The sequence below is a fragment of the Collinsella sp. LCP21S3_A3 genome (assembly GCF_052118905.1).
Lineage (GTDB): Bacteria > Actinomycetota > Coriobacteriia > Coriobacteriales > Coriobacteriaceae > Collinsella.
In genome coordinates this window covers 1-16934 of record NZ_JBQKGH010000012.1, presented here as the reverse complement: position 1 = coordinate 16934, position 16934 = coordinate 1, and the positions used below count along the sequence as shown (strand labels likewise).

The 16934-nt window shown below is 58.7% G+C and carries 13 protein-coding genes and 1 tRNA gene; 9 read left to right on the top strand and 5 right to left on the bottom strand.

Annotation, left to right across the window (positions count from 1 at the left end; all coding sequences use genetic code 11):
* Positions 1 to 92 precede the first annotated feature (92 nt).
* Complete coding sequence (glmU, locus tag ACTQ0H_RS07035; RefSeq protein ID WP_441538462.1) at positions 93 to 1505, bottom strand: bifunctional UDP-N-acetylglucosamine diphosphorylase/glucosamine-1-phosphate N-acetyltransferase GlmU; 1413 nt, start codon at positions 1503 to 1505, stop codon at positions 93 to 95.
* 205 nt (positions 1506 to 1710) lie between these two features.
* On the opposite strand from glmU, the gene ACTQ0H_RS07030 reads away from it, so the two are divergent.
* Genes ACTQ0H_RS07030 through ACTQ0H_RS07020 form a run of 3 tightly spaced genes read left to right on the top strand, consistent with a single transcriptional unit; the run spans position 1711 to position 4950 of the window.
* A complete protein-coding gene (locus ACTQ0H_RS07030; protein WP_441538496.1) occupies positions 1711 to 2589 on the top strand; it encodes an energy-coupling factor transporter transmembrane component T family protein in 879 nt (292 codons plus the stop codon).
* A complete protein-coding gene (locus ACTQ0H_RS07025) occupies positions 2589 to 4232 on the top strand; it encodes an ABC transporter ATP-binding protein (protein WP_441548014.1) in 1644 nt (547 codons plus the stop codon). Before ACTQ0H_RS07030 ends, ACTQ0H_RS07025 begins: the two co-directional genes overlap by 1 nt.
* A 4-nt stretch (positions 4233 to 4236) precedes the next feature.
* A complete protein-coding gene (locus ACTQ0H_RS07020) occupies positions 4237 to 4950 on the top strand; it encodes a DUF6580 family putative transport protein (protein WP_441538459.1) in 714 nt (237 codons plus the stop codon).
* Between the two features lie 533 nt (positions 4951 to 5483).
* Here ACTQ0H_RS07020 and ACTQ0H_RS07015 read toward each other — a convergent pair.
* Entirely contained in the window at positions 5484 to 6302 is an 819-nt protein-coding gene (locus tag ACTQ0H_RS07015; RefSeq protein ID WP_154516667.1) for an exodeoxyribonuclease III, read from the bottom strand.
* A 136-nt stretch (positions 6303 to 6438) separates the two neighbouring features.
* On the opposite strand from ACTQ0H_RS07015, the gene ACTQ0H_RS07010 reads away from it, so the two are divergent.
* The 5 genes from ACTQ0H_RS07010 to ACTQ0H_RS06990 all read left to right on the top strand — a co-directional run bounded on the left by ACTQ0H_RS07010 (position 6439) and on the right by ACTQ0H_RS06990 (position 12449).
* On the top strand, positions 6439 to 7191 hold the full coding sequence (locus ACTQ0H_RS07010; protein WP_441538457.1) for an NAD-dependent protein deacylase: 753 nt from the start codon (positions 6439 to 6441) through the stop codon (positions 7189 to 7191).
* A gap of 94 nt (positions 7192 to 7285) precedes the next feature.
* A complete protein-coding gene (gene folK / locus ACTQ0H_RS07005; protein WP_441538455.1) occupies positions 7286 to 9022 on the top strand; it encodes a 2-amino-4-hydroxy-6-hydroxymethyldihydropteridine diphosphokinase in 1737 nt (578 codons plus the stop codon).
* Positions 9023 to 9724 carry a hypothetical protein gene (locus tag ACTQ0H_RS07000; protein WP_441538453.1) on the top strand — a complete coding sequence of 234 codons (702 nt, stop codon included), beginning with the start codon at positions 9023 to 9025 and terminating at the stop codon, positions 9722 to 9724. It begins immediately after the preceding gene.
* Positions 9725 to 10013: 289 nt separating this feature from the next.
* On the top strand, positions 10014 to 11183 hold the full coding sequence (locus ACTQ0H_RS06995) for an ATP-binding protein (RefSeq protein WP_441548013.1): 1170 nt from the start codon (positions 10014 to 10016) through the stop codon (positions 11181 to 11183).
* A 159-nt stretch (positions 11184 to 11342) separates the two neighbouring features.
* A complete protein-coding gene (locus ACTQ0H_RS06990) occupies positions 11343 to 12449 on the top strand; it encodes a serpin family protein (RefSeq protein ID WP_441538449.1) in 1107 nt (368 codons plus the stop codon).
* A gap of 170 nt (positions 12450 to 12619) precedes the next feature.
* Here ACTQ0H_RS06990 and ACTQ0H_RS06985 read toward each other — a convergent pair whose 3' ends face one another.
* Positions 12620 to 13417 (bottom strand): type III pantothenate kinase, encoded by a 798-nt coding sequence (locus ACTQ0H_RS06985; RefSeq protein ID WP_441538447.1) that lies wholly within the window; start codon positions 13415 to 13417, stop codon positions 12620 to 12622.
* A 197-nt stretch (positions 13418 to 13614) separates the two neighbouring features.
* Between ACTQ0H_RS06985 and ACTQ0H_RS06980 the strand changes: the two genes are divergently transcribed.
* A tRNA-Met gene (locus ACTQ0H_RS06980) sits at positions 13615 to 13691 on the top strand.
* Between the two features lie 323 nt (positions 13692 to 14014).
* Here ACTQ0H_RS06980 and ACTQ0H_RS06975 read toward each other — a convergent pair.
* Together ACTQ0H_RS06975 and ACTQ0H_RS06970 are read right to left on the bottom strand one after the other, a co-directional pair.
* Positions 14015 to 15679, bottom strand: coding sequence for a C45 family autoproteolytic acyltransferase/hydolase (locus tag ACTQ0H_RS06975; RefSeq protein WP_441538445.1), 1665 nt, complete (start codon positions 15677 to 15679; stop codon positions 14015 to 14017).
* A 258-nt stretch (positions 15680 to 15937) separates the two neighbouring features.
* Positions 15938 to 16934, bottom strand: a 997-nt coding sequence (locus tag ACTQ0H_RS06970; RefSeq protein WP_441538443.1) for a helix-turn-helix domain-containing protein, incomplete at its 5' end; no start/stop codon positions are given.

Here is a 16934-nt window from a genome sequence, read left to right as displayed (position 1 = left end):
GACACGAACCGACCACTCATCCGGTCGCGCAGGTCAGCATAGAAAAAGGAGCCATCCCCATGGGAACAGCTCCTTAGATGCTTGGTAAAACGTTATACCTCGTCGTCCTCGTGCAGACGGCGGCGATAATCGGCGGCCCAGCCCTCAATATTTACCTGACGGGCGCGGCCCAGGCCGAGTGCGTCAGCCGGGACCGGCTCGGTGATGACGGAGCCGGCGGCCACGAGCGCGCCGTCGCCGATCTGGGCGGGCGCGACCATCATGGTGTCGGAACCGATGAAGGCATCCTTGCCGATGACGGTCTTGTGCTTGTGCACGCCGTCGTAGTTGCAGGTGATGGAGCCCGCTCCCACGTTGACGCCGGAACCCATGGTGGTGTCGCCGATGTAGGACAGGTGCGGCACCTTGGAGCCCTCGCCGATCGTGGACTTCTTGATCTCCACGTGTGTGCCGGCCTTGGAGCCATCGAGCATGTGGGTGCCCGGGCGCAGGTAGGCGCGCGGGCCGCAGTCGACGCCGTTCTCGATGACAGCCTCGATGGCGATAGTCTCATCGATGGTGCAGCCGCTGCCAACGGTGGTGTCGGTGAGGCGGCTGTTGGGGCCGAGCTGGCACTCCTCGCCCACGGTGACGTGGCCGATCAGGTGCGTCTGCGGCCACACGACGGTGTCGCGGCCGATGACGGCGTCGGGGCCGATCCAGGCCTGCGTGGGGTCGATGAAGGTAACGCCCTCGGCCATCCAGTGCTCGTTGATGCGGTCGCGCGCGATAGCGGTGAGTTGCGCGAGCTGGATCCGGCTGTTGACGCCCAGGCCGTCGCGGTAGTCGTCGCAGTGGAAGATGGAGACTGCCTGGCCGTGGCCCTTGAGAATCTCGAGCATGTCGGGCAGGTAGTACTCGGACTGCGCGTTGTCGTTGCCGATCTCGCTGATGTGGGCGGCGAGCTGCGCGCCGTCGAAGGCGTAGCAGCCGGCGTTGCACTCGAGCAACGTGGCGGCCTGCTCGGGCGTGCAGTCCTTCTGCTCGATGATGCGCTCGATCTGACCGTCGGCGCCCAGCTTGATGCGGCCGTAGCCAAAGGGATCGGGCGGGGTCATGGTCATGACGGTGCAGGCGAGCTCGCCGCCGGCGACGGTCTGCGCGAACTTGGCGACGGTGTCGGCGGTGATGAGCGGCAGGTCGCCGTTGAGCACGACGACGGGGCCTTGCATGATGCCGCATGCCTCGAGCGCGACCTTTACGGCGTGGCCGGTGCCCAGGCGCTCGGTCTGTTCGACGCACTCGACCTTGGTGGTGCTGTTGGCGTAGGCGCCGTCGATAAGGGCGCGCATCTCGTCGGCGTGGCTGCCGATGACGACCACGACGCGGCTGCAGCCGGCCTTGATGGTGGCGTCGACGATCCACTGGACCATGGGCTTGCCCAGGATCTTGTGCGAAACCTTGCAGTGGTTCGACTTCATGCGGGTGCCCTCGCCGGCGGCGAGGATAATTGCGGTTGCGTCCATGTGATCTCCTGTTACGTTATAGAGACGTGCGTTTGGAAACGATACACGGCGCAATATGATACCGCAGGCATATGATGAGCGCGTAACGATTGGCGCATGGCGGCCGATGTCGGTGCCGCCGGCGTGACGTTTGCGCTGGTTGTGCATGGCAGCGGCACTGCGGCGTTGGCGTTTGAGCGAGGGGATGGGGGTGTCCGTGGATATCATGCGAGAGGAATCGGGCAACGAACCCGTCGCGGCATTCTCGATGTCGCATCCGGCGGTGCCGGCGCTCTACATGGTGCTGACGCTGGGGCTCACCATGTTCTCGATGCAACCGGTACTGCTTGCGCTGTCGCTTGCGGGCGGGCTGGCGTATGGGTTTGCGACGCGCGGCGTCGCACGCACGTTGGGGGCGCTTCGCTGGCAGCTGCCGGTGATTTTGATTATCGCGGTGTTCAACCCGTTATTTAGCGCTTCGGGCTCGACGGAACTGTTCCGTATTGGCATGCGTGCGGTGTATCTGGAGAGCATGGTATACGGCCTGTGCATGGGCGGGCTGTTTGTGGCGAGCGTGCTGTGGTTTGAGGCCGCGGCGTCCATGCTTAGCTACGACAGGGTGCTTGCACTTTTGGGTAACACCGCGCCGGTGATCGCGCTCATGATCTCGATGTGTATGCGGCTTATCCCGCAGTTTTTGCGTCGCGGTCGCACGGTGCTGGCGGTGCAGGATGCGATTGATGTGCCGGGCCGCGCGCCGGCCGACCCCGTGCGTTCGCGCCTACGGGCATCGAGCGTGTTGATGGGCTGGGGCATGGAAGATTCGCTGGAGCGTGCGGACGCCATGCGCTCCCGTGGGTGGGGCGCCGCGGCGCGTCGCACGACGTACGCGCGGTATCGGCTGGCGCGCGGCGACGTTGCCGCGCTGGTTGGGCTTGCGCTGTTTGGCGTGGCCACGGCGGCAGTGGCGTGGACCGCGACGATGCAGTATTCGTTTTACCCGCAGCTTTCGGTGCCAGCGCCGTGGCCTGGCTATGTTGTATACGCGACCTGGATGGCGCTGCCCTGCGTGGTGCATGCGATTGACGAGAAGAGGTTTGGCTGATGGCTCGGTTGGACGGGAGCATCATGGCGGACGCGGTGTGCGGCTCGGATATGCCGGCGATTGAAGTGCGGGGCCTGCGCTTTGCCTACCCCGGGGCCGAAGTGCCGGTGTTCGAGGGGCTCGATTGGCGTGTTCCCCAAGGGACGTTTGCGTTGCTTGTCGGTGGTACCGGGTCGGGCAAGTCGACATTACTCTCGTTGCTCAAGCCCGAGATTTCGCCGGCGGGCGAATGCTCCGGCGAGCTGCGCATGCTGGGCGAAAGCGTTGCCGACATGGACGTTCGCGCGTCCGCGGAGCGCGTGGGCTATGTGTTTCAGGACCCCGAGAACCAGATTGTGTGCGAAACCGTGTGGCACGAGATGGCGTTTGGCCTGGAAAACTTAGGCATGTCGCGCGACGAGATGCGCCGTCGCGTGGCCGAGACCAGTTATTTCTTTGGTGTGGAGGATTGGCTCCACCGCGATACCGATACGCTTTCGGGCGGACGCAAGCAGCTGCTGTCGCTGGCAGCCGTGCTGGCGTTGCGCCCTCGCGTGCTGCTGCTCGACGAGCCCACGTCCCAACTGGATCCCGTTGCCGAGAAAAATTTTCTGCATGCGCTGTTTCGCGTGAATCGCGAGCTGGGCTGCACGGTTGTTGTGGCAACGCACCAGCCGCGCCCGATGCTTGAATACGCGACGTGCGCGTATCGGATTGAGGGCGGGCGCGTATGCGAGGTCGCTGACATCGCCTCCTTGGGGCATCGCGAAGAGCTGTTTTCTGGCGAGGTGCCAGGGTGGGGTGGCTCGTGGCGTGCAAAAAACGGAGTTTTCAGCAGCGCCAGTGGCCGGCCGGGCTATTTGGACCCGCGCGTGGGCGCTCCGGGCGCAAAAAAAAGACCGAAATCGGACAAATCGGCTGAATTTGAGGCGCAAATCCTGTCGCAAGACGACTCGGGGGCGCCGTCGTGCGCCGGTGGATGCCGAATACTCCCAAAAATGCACGCTGGGTCGGCTACCACCCTGGCAGGGGGCTGGTTTCGCTACGATCGAGCGTCCGGCTGGGTGCTGCGCGGGCTCGATGCGTCGTTTTCGGCAGGCGCGGTGCATGCTGTTGTGGGCGGTAACGGCTGCGGTAAGTCGACAATGCTTTCGGTGCTGGCCAAGACGGTCAAGTTGCAGCGTGGGCATATGGAGCGCGGGGCGGCCTCGGCGGCACTGCTGCCTCAGAATCCCAAGGCGCTGCTGGTTGCCGAGACGGTGCGCGAGGAGCTGATGGAATGGGCTTCGACCTGCGGATATGACGAGGCTATGGCGCGAGAGCGCGCGACGAGTCTGGGATTGTCCGGCTTGGATGGGCGCCATCCGTACGATCTTTCGGGCGGGCAGCGCCAGCTGCTTGCGTTGGCAAAGCTGCTGTTGATCGGCCCCGAGCTGCTATTGCTCGATGAGCCCACCAAGGGTCTGGACTTGGCCAGCCGTCGCATCATCGCCCGCGCCCTGCGCGACCATGCGGAGGCCGGCGGTACCGTCATCATGGCAACGCACGATCTGGATTTTGCCGAGCAGGTTGCCGATGACATTGCCATGATGTTCGACGGCGAGATTGCCTGCATGGAGCCGCCCGCCGACTTTTTTGCCGACAATGTGTTTTATAGGGCGTGATGGGATGGCGGATTATCGCGTCTTGCGCATACTCGCAAAACTGGAGATCCCGCTGCTGCTGGCGGTGCCGGCGGTAATGGCCGCAGCATTGTTGGCGGGCATTGAGCGGGCGGCGCTTGCCATGCTTATCGTGGTGGCGCTGGTGCTCGCGCTGTTCTTTGCGGGCTACGAGGCGTCGCGACCGGGCCTACGCCAGATTATGCCCACGCTGGTTCTGGCGGCGTTGGCCGCGGCGGGGCGTATCTTGTTTGGGCCCATTCCCGACTTTAAACCGGTGAGCGCCATCGCCATTATCGCGGGGGCGACGCTTGGTCGCCGCAATGGTTTTATGGTTGGTGCGCTGGCGACGCTGACCAGTAATTTCTTTTTTGGGCAGGGCATGTGGACACCGTGGCAGATGTATGCCTGGGGGCTCGTGGGATACGTTGGCGGTGCGCTGGCGCATGCGGGTGCGTTCGACCGTGCCGATGGAACCGTGCGCATGCCGGCGCTGATGGCGTACGGCTTTGCGTCGGGCCTGCTCTATGGCGCCGTGATTAACGCCTACGACATCATCGGTTTTGTGCAACCGCTCACGTGGGCGGGCGCCGTGGCGCGTCTTGCCACGGCGGTACCGTTCGATATCACACACGGCCTTGCGACCTGCGTGTTCTTGGCCGCTCTCTACAAACCTTGGTGTCGTCGCATTAACCGTGTCGTCGTGAAATACGGGCTGTAGTGGCGGTTGCGCCGGGGCGAGAATCAATACTGTTGAAGTGCCATTTTAAAACTATGCCGGTTTACGGGGCTAGATTGGCACAGGCAGACCATACCGGCTTTTTTCGAAAATAGACGAGCCGTCTACCTGAGGTTTTATTTTGCTTGAATTGCGTTTGGTTGGGGATTTGCGATTCAGCCCCGTAAACCGGCATAGTTTTAAAATGGCCGGCTGATATGAGGGGCGTCGTGGCCCTCAGAGAGCCAAGTCGATCCGTTTTCTTCCGCCCCAGACGTCCCCAGGGAATCAGTTGACGGCGCTTGCCACGAAACTAGCCCATCTACTACGTTTAGCTTGATACCCTCGACCATGACCGCGTTTTATGAAAACCGCAGGCTTTCTACCTGCGGTTTTCTTTTTGCGTTGTTCGCCGTGGTTGAGGGTAGTGGCTTAAACGTAGTAGATGGGGCAGTTTCGTGGCGGGTGTGCCGCGTGGATTCCCTCGCGAGGTGAAAATGATCCGTTTTGCTTCGTCCCCGAGGGGTCGGCTGGGGCTAGAGCTCTAGGGTGAGGGTGACGGGGCAGTGGTCGCTGCCAAAGATGTCGCCGCGGATGCCGGTGTCGCGCACGTTGCCGGCGATGGCGTCGCTCACCAGGAAGTAATCGATGCGCCAGCCCGCGTTGTTCTTGCGGGCATTAAAGCGGTAGCTCCACCAGCTGTAGACGCCCTCGACGTCGGGATTTGCCGCGCGCCAGGTATCGGTAAACCCGGCGTCGAGCAGCTCGGTAAACTTACCGCGCTCCTCGTCCGAAAAGCCTGCGTTGCCGCGGTTGGACTTGGGGTTCTTAAGGTCGATCTCCTCGTGCGCGACGTTAAAGTCGCCGCAGGTCACCACGGGCTTGCCGGTCTCGCGCTCGAGTCCCGCCAAAAAGCCGCGATAGGCATCGTCCCAGGCCATGCGCACATCGATGCGCGCGAGCTCATTTTGGGCGTTGGGCGTATAGACGTCCACAAACCAAAACTTGTCGAACTCGAGCGCGCAGACGCGGCCCTCGGTCGCGGCCTGCGCCACGAGCTCGGCTGCCGCGCCCTCGCCGGCGTAAGGCAGCAGCGCATCGGCGCGCAGCACGCGCAGCGGTTCCTGGCGGCTAAAGACCGCAGTGCCCGAATAGCCTTTACGTTCGGCGTAGCTCCAGGTTTGGTGATAACCGGGCAGGTCGATATCGGCCTGGCCCTCCTGCAGCTTGGTCTCTTGCAGCGCCAGGATATCGACATTGAGCTCCTGTGCGATCTGGATAAAGCTCGGGTCCTTTTTGAGCACGGCGCGCAGACCGTTGACGTTCCACGAGGCGAAAGTGTAAGTCTGAGGCATGGTGTCCTTTCGACGGGGTTTGCAGGCTTAAGATTAGCGTAAAAGGGGCGGTGGTGGGCTCCGCGCGTGCTGACTCAAAGGCCGCATGCTGGGATGTCGCCCGACGCTGCCCGACCAACAAGGACGGAGGACTCATATGACGCAGGCGATATCGGATCCCAAGCGGGCCTCCGCCGCACTGGCGGAGCTGTTTGGTACCCACAAGCGTGTGGTCTTCTTTGGCGGCGCCGGTGTTTCCACGGCGAGTGGCATTCCCGATTTCCGCAGCGTGGACGGCCTATATCACCAACAGTTTGCCTACCCGCCCGAGACCATGCTCTCGCATAGCTTTTACGAGGCGCATCCGGCCGAGTTCTTCGACTTCTACCGCACCAAGATGATCACGCTTGGCACCAAGCCCAACCGCTGCCACACCAAGCTGGCCGAGCTGGAGCGTGCCGGTAAACTAAATGCCGTGGTGACGCAAAACATCGACGGTCTGCACCAGGCGGCCGGCTCGCAGCGCGTGTTTGAGTTGCACGGCTCGGTCCACCGCAATATCTGCCAGTCGTGCGGCGCGGTCTATAGCGCCGAGTGGATTTGCGCCCGCGGGCACGAGGATGCCTCGGGCGTGCCCGTGTGCCCCGCGTGCGGCGGTCGCATCAAGCCCGATGTGGTGCTCTACGAGGAGCCGCTCGATGAGCGTGTTCTTACCGGCGCTGTTGCTGCCATAACCGCGGCCGATGCCCTCATTGTGGGCGGGACCTCGCTCGTGGTGTACCCAGCGGCGGGCCTCACGCGCTACTTTACCGGTGATACGCTGGCCATTTGCAATCTGGCGTCTACCGATCAGGATGCAAATGCCGACCTGCTGATTTCTTGCGACATCGCGGCCGCGTTTGCGTTCTAGCCCGCGCGCGCGGATACAATAGAAAGACTGATTGCAAAGCGACCCCGCCGCCAGCGCCCGACCGCGGCGGCGGGGGCATTTTAGGAGGATGTTCATGGCGAACGACAGCAAGACATGGCGGTGCGGAAAGTACGAGCTCAGCTTTGACCGTCCGCGCATCATGGGCGTCCTCAACGTGACGCCCGATTCTTTTAGCGACGGCGGTGAGCACTTTGACCAGGATGCCGCTATCGAGTACGGCCTGGCGATGCTCGATGCCGGCGCCGACATCATCGACGTGGGCGGCGAGTCCACGTCGACGTGGCGCCCCGGCTTTACCCCGGTCAATCCCGATGAGGAAGCGCGTCGCGTGCTGCCCGTGGTGCGTGCGCTTGCCAAAGAGGGCGCCATCGTCTCGATCGACACGCGTCATGTGGCGGTTGCCAAGGCAGCCGTGCGCTGCGGTGCCTCGATCGTCAACGACGTGACCGGCTTCACCGACCCCAAGATGGTCGAGTTTGTCGCGACGAGCACCTGCGGCGTCATCGTGATGCACGCCGGCGAGGTCGCCGCGCCCGCTCGCACGCATGCAACGGTTCAGCTCGATACCTCTGCCGCGGCGTTTGTTGCCGAGAAGGCGCGCGAGGCGGCTGCCGAGGCCGCGCGCGAGGCCGAGAAGCCCGCCCGCCGTCGTCGTGGCAAGCTGCTGGGCGAGCCCAAGACGGAGGCCAAACTGCCGGGTGGCGTGGTGCAGCCCTCGCTGCCGTTTGGCGATCCGGAGCCAGCGCCCGAGCTAACGGGCGAGCAGAAGCAGGAGACGCCGGCCGCCGAGCAGGTTGCCCCTGCCGCCGAGGCCGCCGCGACCCCTGAGCCCGCGCCGGAGCCCAGCGATCACTTGGCCGCCATGATGCGCCGCAGCGCCCGCCGCGAGGAGGCTTATGTGCCCACCTCGCAGCTCCGCCGCTTTACCCTGCCCGATTCGGCGCCCATCATGCGCCGCGTCATGGGCTTTCTGTCCGATCAGGCCCGCGCGCTCATCCACGCCGGTGTGTCACGCGACCGTATCTGCATCGATCCGGGTCCGGGTTTTGGCAAGACGGCCAACGAAGACATCGTCATCCAGCGCGAGACCGCCAAGATGGCGTCGCTGGGCTATCCGCTCATGTGCGCCGTGTCGCGCAAGCGCTTTGTGGGCGCCGTCTCGGGCGTGACCGAGGCCGCCGAGCGCGATGCCGCCACCTTTGGCGTGTGCCTGGGCGCTATCCAGGCCGGTGCCAACATCGTGCGCGTGCACGATGTCACCGGCTTTGCGCAGTTCCTGAACGGCTACTGGGCTGTTGCCAAGCCGCAGCCGCGTCGCGCGTTTGTGGCCGTGGGCTCCAACCTGGGGCATCGTTGCGACAACATCCGCGCCGCGCGCGACATGATCGCCGAGATTCCGCTCACCTGTGTGTCCAACTGCTCGCGCATCTACGAGAGCGAGCCGGCCTACGAGACACGCCAGGACGCGTTTGCCAACGCTGTCATCGAGATCAAGAGCGAGCTGGCGCCGCTGGTGCTGCTCGACGAGCTTATGAAGATCGAGGCCGATCTGGGGCGCGACCGATCCAAGAAGGCCAAGGTCAACGGCCCACGCACTATCGATCTGGACCTGCTGTGGATGGACGGCGAGATCCACGGCGGCAAGAAGCTGCGCCTGCCGCATCCGCTCATTGGCGAGCGCGACTTTGTGCTGGTGCCGCTCGAGGACCTGATGCACGACCCGGCGCGGTTCTTCCGCTACAACGGCGTCGAGGTTAAGGAGCCCGAGGATCGCGTGGGCCATATCGTGGGCGAATTGGGGCGTATGTAGATGATCGAGATGAATGCTGTTGCCGCCGGTACCGAGCTCGACGCGGCACGTGACGCGGGTCGCGAGGGTGTGTCCGCGGGCTGGTGCGCTTGGAGCGTGGGCGAGGCGTCGTTGACGTTTTCGCTGGTCGTGCGCCCGGATGTGAATATGCACGCCTTCCATGGCCTGCCGTTTGTGGCGGCGATGGGCATGATGGACGCGCTCGCGGGAACGGCATCGACGCCGGGGCTGGGTCTTGCCGGTAAGGTGGGCATTCAGTGGCCGAGCGATATCGTGTACGGCGCGCCCGCGTTTGAGACGTCGTTTGCACGCGTCGCCGTCAACGGTGGCGCCGGTGCCGCGGGTATGTTCGGTGCCGTGACGGTGGATATTGAGCGCGCGGCGCTGGGCGAGCTCGGTGTGGACGTGGCTGACGAAGCGCTGGTCGAAGCGCTGACTACCGCCGTGCTGGCCCGCGTGGACGCCTGGGCGGTTGTCGCCAACACGCCGCAGGGCGCCGCCGGCCCGCTGGCTCCCGTGCTGGGCGAGTACTTCGACATGGTGCCGCTGCTGGGCCGCCAGGTTGCGGCGGTGTCGCCCAACGGCTTGCCGCTTGCGGTTGGTGTGTTTGCGGGCCTGGACATCTGGGGTCGCGCGACCATCAAGACCGATGCCGGCGAGCAGGAGTTTCCGCCCGAGGCCGTACGGATTCGCGGGCTGTAACGCGAGATGCCCGCGCTCAAAGACAACGATGACTACAAGACCCTCCCCGGCAGAGCGAACTGCCTCTGCCGGGGAGGGTCTTTGCGCGACTACAGGGTGGCATCGCGGCCCTATTCCTCAAAACTGAAAATTTTTCGTTTTTGAGGAATAGGATTAAGGCAGCTCGGCCTTTCGCGAGGTATATTCGCTATAGAGCCTATTCCTCAAAACTGAAAATTTTCGTTTTTGAGGAATAGAGATAAAAGACCGCGAGGAGGCCCCGATGAAACTCATCAATAGAGCGTCATATATGGACACGTTGACGAGTCTTATTGGCGTGCCGGATATCAAGGTCATCACGGGCATCCGCCGCAGCGGTAAATCAAAATTGCTCGAGGCCCTCCGCGATTACGTGGAGGCAAATCTGCCTAATTCGAATGTCATCCATATCAACTACAACCTCGATGAGTTCGAGAACCTGCTCGAGTATCACGCGTTGCTCGCTTATGTAAAAGATCATCGGGTGCCCGGCAAACAAAACTTTCTGTTTATCGATGAGGTTCAGATGTGCGAAGGTTTTGAGCGTGCAATCAACAGCCTTCACGCATCCGAGCATTATGACATCTTCATTACCGGATCGAATGCCTTTTTGCTGTCGAGCGATCTGTCGACGCTCTTTACGGGGCGCACGTTCGAGATCGAGGTTTTCCCATTCTCGTTTGAGGAGTATCGTCTCTATGGCGACGAGGGCGAGGTCGACCGTGGCTTCGATGAGTACGCGAGAACCGGCGGTATGTCTGGCTCTTACCCTTATCCACTGCAGGAGCAGCGCTATCAATATCTCTCCAACGTCTTTAAGACGCTCATTGTGAGAGATATCGTGCAACGGCATAACGTGAGAAACGAATCGGCGCTGCTGCGCATTGCCGATTACATGATGGACAACGTTTCCAACATTACGTCGGCACGCAACATTACCGATGCATTAAATGCGGATGGACTAAAGATTACGAACAAGACGGTCGGTGCGTACATGGGGTACCTGTGCGATGCGTTTGCCTTCTATAAAGTTCGCCGATACGACATTCGCGGCAAGAAATACCTTAAGAGCGGCGAGAAGTATTACCTGGCGGACCACGCGTTCAAATACGCGCTGCTCGGTACACGTGATATGGATTGGGGGCGCGTATACGAGAACATAGTGGCAATCGAGCTGCTGCGCCGCGGATACGAGGTATACGTCGGCGTGCTCTATAAAAAGGAAATAGACTTTGTAGCAATCAAGCGAAGCGAGAAGCTCTACATTCAGGTGAGCGACGACATCAGCTCGGATAAGACATTTGAACGCGAGATTTCGCCACTGCTGAGCATTGGCGATGCGTATCCCAAGATGATTCTCGCCCGCACGCATCACGAGGCCACGGATCGCGACGGAGTGCAGATCGTGGACCTGGCGAGGTGGCTGTGCGGCGAGGCTTAGCGTGCATCGAGCCTATTCCTCAAAACTGAAAAATTTTCGTTTTTGAGGAATAGAAAGGCTTTGAGCCTCTTAGAAAGCCATTGGGCTGCCTTTTAGGTGCGAGATTTGTGTCCGCGCCGTGCGAAATAATAGTTTATGTCCTAACGATGGGAGCAGACTATGACTGACAAAGCAAATTCGGCGTGTCCACAGGCATGGAGGGTTGCAAAATCCCTATCCGAGAAAATACTCGCTCAAGGCAAGAACGGGGTTTGGTCGCCTGCGTGCGTCGCGAGCTTGTTGACGATTGTACGAAAGGGTGCCTCGGGCGCCACATGTCGGGAGCTCGACATGCTCCTAGGCGATGGCGACATGTTTAGCGAGCGTGATCCCTTCGGCATCGAGCTGGAGCGGAACTGGGGCTATGACGGTTATGATGCGAGCACGGCAACGGCAGCTTGGCTTTCCAGGTCCGCGAGCCCATCGGAGGCGTTTCTGCACGAGTGCGACAAATGCAGCGTGCATGTGTCAATCGATGACTTGGCCGATCCGCGCGTTAGCCAACGGGTGACCGATTGGATAGCCGAACAAACTCACGGCCTACTGTCGCCAAGCATCGAGTTATCACCAGTGGCTCTTGCCTGTCTTGTGAGCGCGCTTTACATGAAGGATGCATGGGCGGATCCGTTTGACGGCGAATCGACCAAAGTTGAGACCTTCCATGCAAAGAACGGCGATGTTCAAGCAGCGTTTATGCGTGGCAAGCGCGATTGTGCGGTGATCGTCGAGAACGGCAGGGTTGCCTTCTTGTTGCCGCTCAGCTCCGATGCCGGCATGTGTTTTGTTCTTCCGAGCGGCGAGGATGATCATGTTGATGACGCGCTTGGGCTATTCGAGCGTCTGTCCCAAGGCGAGGGAGAATGGGAGCCCGTCGACCTGGGGATTCCTCGCTTTGAATGCGAGTCGACGCTCTCGGACGTCTGCTCGCTGCTAAAGGCCGCCGGCGTCTCTACGGCAACTGCGATGGAGCTTACACCTATGGTGGGGGTAGAGGGGACTCCAACGCAGATTGTCCATGGCGCGAAGTTCGCTGTCGATGAGAACGGCGTAGAGGCCGGCGCGTACACGGTGATGGTCGCTGTCGCGGGCCTTCCGCCGGAGAACCCGCCAGAGCCGCGCAAGATAACGCTTGACAGGCCTTTCTATGCAGCGCTCGTGTCTCGCACCGGCGTACCGCTCTTTGTGGCAAGCGTCGCGCTGCCGTCGGTGGACGTGCAAGAAAGGTGAGGTTGAGGTTTGCGAAGGGGGGCTGCTATGCCAAGGGTTGCCAACGTACTCTTTCCAGCTGACTATTCTGTTTTGATGAAACGTAGTCCCTTGATCTGGCTCACGGAGGGGTTGGAGAACTAGAGTCACCTAGTCCGTGCGTCAGAGAAACCGAGGGGTTAAGACAGTGCTCACGCTTGGCTCCGGTCCCTGTCTTGCCCCAGCTCCTGCATGCGGCGGTAGATTTCGCAGATACCCTTAATGGTGAGCTGTCCATCGACCACGTCGAAGGCATCGGTCGAATCGGCGACGATGCCGGCGAGGCCTCCCGTGGCGATAACGTTGGCATCCTCGCGGCCCAGCTCGCGCTTCATGCGCGCGACCAGGCCTTCGGCCATAGCGGCGGTGCCCACCACGGCGCCGACCTTGATGCACTCCTCGGTATCGCGGCCGATGGCGTGCTCGGGCGCCTCGAGCGGCACGCTGGCGAGCTTGGCGGCGCGGGCGGCAAGTGCATCCATGGAGATGCGGATGCCCGGCGCGATCGCTCCGCCAATGTAATAGCCGTCCTCATCGATGACGTCGATATTGGTTGCGGTGCCAAAGTCCACCACGATTGCCGGCGCGCCGTAGAAAGTCTCAGCCGCAACGGCGTTGGCGACGCGATCGGCACCTACGGCCCGGGGACGCGCCGCGCGCAGCTTGGTTACGGCGGCCGTCTGCGGCCCAATGACGATGACGTCTGCGGCAATGCGGTCGGCCACGGCATGCCATTCGCGCGAGAGCTGCGGCACCACGCCCGCAAAGGCGATAGCGTCGACCGCGTCGAGCGAAAGGCCGTACATCTTAAAAAAACCCATCAGGCGCACATGGATCTCATCTGCGGTATAGGAGCGGTCGGTGGGCATGCGCCACGACTGCACCAGCTCGTCTCCGTCAAACAGGCCCATGGCCGTCTGCGTGTTTCCCATATCGATAGCGAGCAGCATGTCTACTCCCGGTTTCGGCATAAAAGGACGCGCACCATTGTATACGTGCTGTCGACGGCGCTCGGCTGCGATTCGTTTACGGTGATATGGGCTGAGGGGTTTTAAATATGAAGGAATTATGCTCTACGAGAGTTTCCTTGCCGTCCACCGAACTCCCGAGTAATATTCTTTCTTGCGCACATGAGGCGCCCAGACATTGCGGGGTGGAGCAGTCTGGTAGCTCGCCGGGCTCATAACCCGGAGGTCGTAGGTTCAAATCCTGCCCCCGCGACCAAGACTTTTAGCAGCTCAGAGGCCTTGTTCTCTGAGCTGTTTTTCTTTGGATAAATAGCACGGCGAGCTAGTTGCTGCGCGGGCATTTTGATCCCCCGTGTCAATCTCTGCGCCTTGGAGGTCGTTGGTTCGAATCCGGCCTCCGCGATCAAAACTCCGGGTCAGGCGCAGGAAAGCCTGGCAGTGCGAATAAACGAAAAATACCATCATGCCGAGATGATCGGCATGATGGTACATCTTGGAAGTGATCTCGAGCGTTATCTTTAGGGAGGGTTCGAGATCACTTCCGCTTTCTTTAAATGACGAGCTGAGCGTTACGCAAGATTATTGAATAATTACATTTTCAGTAGTATAAGATGCCTGTGCGTATCGCTGAGCATTGGCAAACTGCGAAGTAGCAAGGCCATACATAATCGCAGCCTGCTCCTTATCGCCTTTCGCATTGGCGCAATCAGCCATAGTGGTGTAATTGCATCCCGTGTGCACCGCCTCAGCAGCCTTATTGTAATACTCCATGGACTCGTCATCCACCGAGCCATTCTTATACAATTCAGCTCCTGCATTTCTTACCGCAATACGCGCGTCGATTTCTGCGCTCTTATTAGTGGCCTGCATGTTCTTTCCGAGGGTAAGCTTGTAGTAATTAGCTGTACCATAGGGAACGTCTGAACGGAATTTCTCGTCATGACCTCTCAAGACATACATTTCCTGATCAGTTGCATCAAAAATTGTCCTGAAAATTGTCTTGAATTCTATGTCATCGCCTTCTGGAGAGTGGAACTGATAGAAACCACCGAAGTCCCAATTTTCCTCACTCCATTTGCCCTCGTCATAGTAACGAATGCTTCCGAGTCCGTTCGCGAGCGTGAGTGGGGTAACGCTGCCGCTCTCGTCTTGCATAACCTTTTCTAGAGTATTGGCTCTTGGCACGCTATCCGGATATGCCTCATATGAATCATTCATCCAGAGCTCATCCCTGAAATGATTCGCTGCAATTAGATAGTCCGTCTCACCGTAGTCACCGGCTTTGCGTACTACATATGCATTATCTTTTTGCTCGATGAGATACGCATTTCCCTTGTTGTCGGAAACGTTGATGTTACCCGTGTGAATCCACTCAGTTTTCGTAAGCATTTTGACTGCTTCGTCTGCCGTATCGCACTTTGTGGCTGTGTACCAATAAGCAAACAAAGTATCGAGGAAGGTGCCTTCCCTATCGATTGTCTTAGCATCATCGCTTGGCGATGCCGTAGGCCCTCCGGCATAGGTAATAATAAGGCCCTTAGAGTTCATGAACGCATTTCCCTGCAATCCACCTGATGCAATGACTGCATTGCCATGTTTCGGATAAGAAACCATGCTCGAGAACATTGCGGCGGGTGTTGTGCTGACTGCATCAAGATTAGCGGCTCCAAGATGATGACCATCCTGAGTCATACTTCCCCAAGCAGATACATTCATACATGTTTTTGAACGCTCTGGATCATTTGAGCTCTCTGGATCAAAATGCATCATGAGGTCATAGTTAAGAACAGATGAACCCATAACTGCAACTACTGCATCTTCCTTTGAGACTCCTGCCCCCTCAGCTACTCCCGACAAGAAATCAAATACAGATGGATCATCCTCTTCATAATGTTTCAGAATCTTACCCATAGCTTCGTTATATGCGGCATCGTCTGCCTCTGCATAAATTGAAGCCATTACAGCTGTCCAGTTATTCTCTAACTGATCCTTTTGCTGTAAGCCATACTGCTTTCCCATGTCAAACCAAGAGCCATTTACATACACAACTTCTTGCGCATTTCCTGCGTTGACGGTTGCATCGAACTTCCCGTCAAACTCTTCGTTTTCAGAAGTTGATCCGGAATTTGCCAGCGTGCCGTCTGATGACCCACCTTGCGTATTATTTGCAGAACATCCTGGTCCTGCCACCATGCTTAAACATAGGCTGGCGCAACACAATACGCAGGCTATCTTTCTTCTCATAATCTTGTCACCTTCTCTTTCAGAGGTTCCGTGTTGCCGATAACTTGATGGCTAAAGCAGAGGCCCCTCGTTGCCGACAACCTAATGACAAAATTATGTAATTTTCCGATCCGCTTTCACATGAACTGGTCTCGATAAATATGTTCAATCTTAGCCTATACCCTGGTTTAGCGCTTTATGAACCAGGGTTCATAAAGCGCTAAGCTGTATAAACAAAAGGAAGTGGGATTCATATTGATTAGCCCAACGTAATCAACGTTATGAACATCTGATTTTCTGCAGCAACTGCATCCTGTTGCTAACATCGGCCTTCTGGTAAATGTTATGTGTATGAGATTTGACGGTGCCAGTCGAAATAAACAACAGTTCGGATATCTCCTGTGTGCTTTTCTCCTTGAGCAAGAATCCCAGAATCTCTCGCTCTCTGAGACTAAGGCCAATAGATGTCGCATAGGCGTCTATGATTTCTTCCGAAAGCTCTCCTGTCAAGGCTTCATAGCTGATCGGTTTCACTGTGATCTTGTCAACAAAAAAACGCGCCGCAACAACAATAAGATATGCGGCAACAACTATCTGGGAGACGCTTTCGCCAAAATTGCGGCTTCGAATCGCGCCGCTAGTTACTAGGCTTGCAACATCATTATTTAGCCCATAATGTAACCCCGTAAGAATATCCTCAAAGACAGTCATTAATCCAAGGATTCCAACCAGTCGCAAGAACATATCTAACCTTAAAAACATGCTCTTATGCACTGTTTTGCCAAAGGACCTGCTACCGATAAAGGCTAGTACGATAACCAGAAGTTGGAATGGCAATAAATAACAAATATACAAGAATCCTGTACGCACCTTTAACAAAGGGAACATGATGAGCCAGATGAACAATGGCGCTTCCACCAATGTCAATATCCACGTTTTTGACCCTCCAACAGCCCCCTTGAATAAATGACATATGAGAAAGGCGCAGGCGAAATATAATAGCGACTTGATTACTACGGGCACCGAAAAAAAATTATGGAAGTAATAATAAAGGGGCGAACTTATTTCGTATCCTCGAACTATTAGCTCAATCAAGTACTGGCTTAGCATAAACAGAGCGATATACAGATATTCCTTCTTTTGACCTCCGATATAGAGGATTAAATAAGGCTCTGTTAGACCAGGATTGACATACATGTGTCCCCACGGTGCCATATCGTTGACCCCGTAGACCGCGATGATGGGGGCAGCATGAACGCCGAAGACCTGGTCCTCA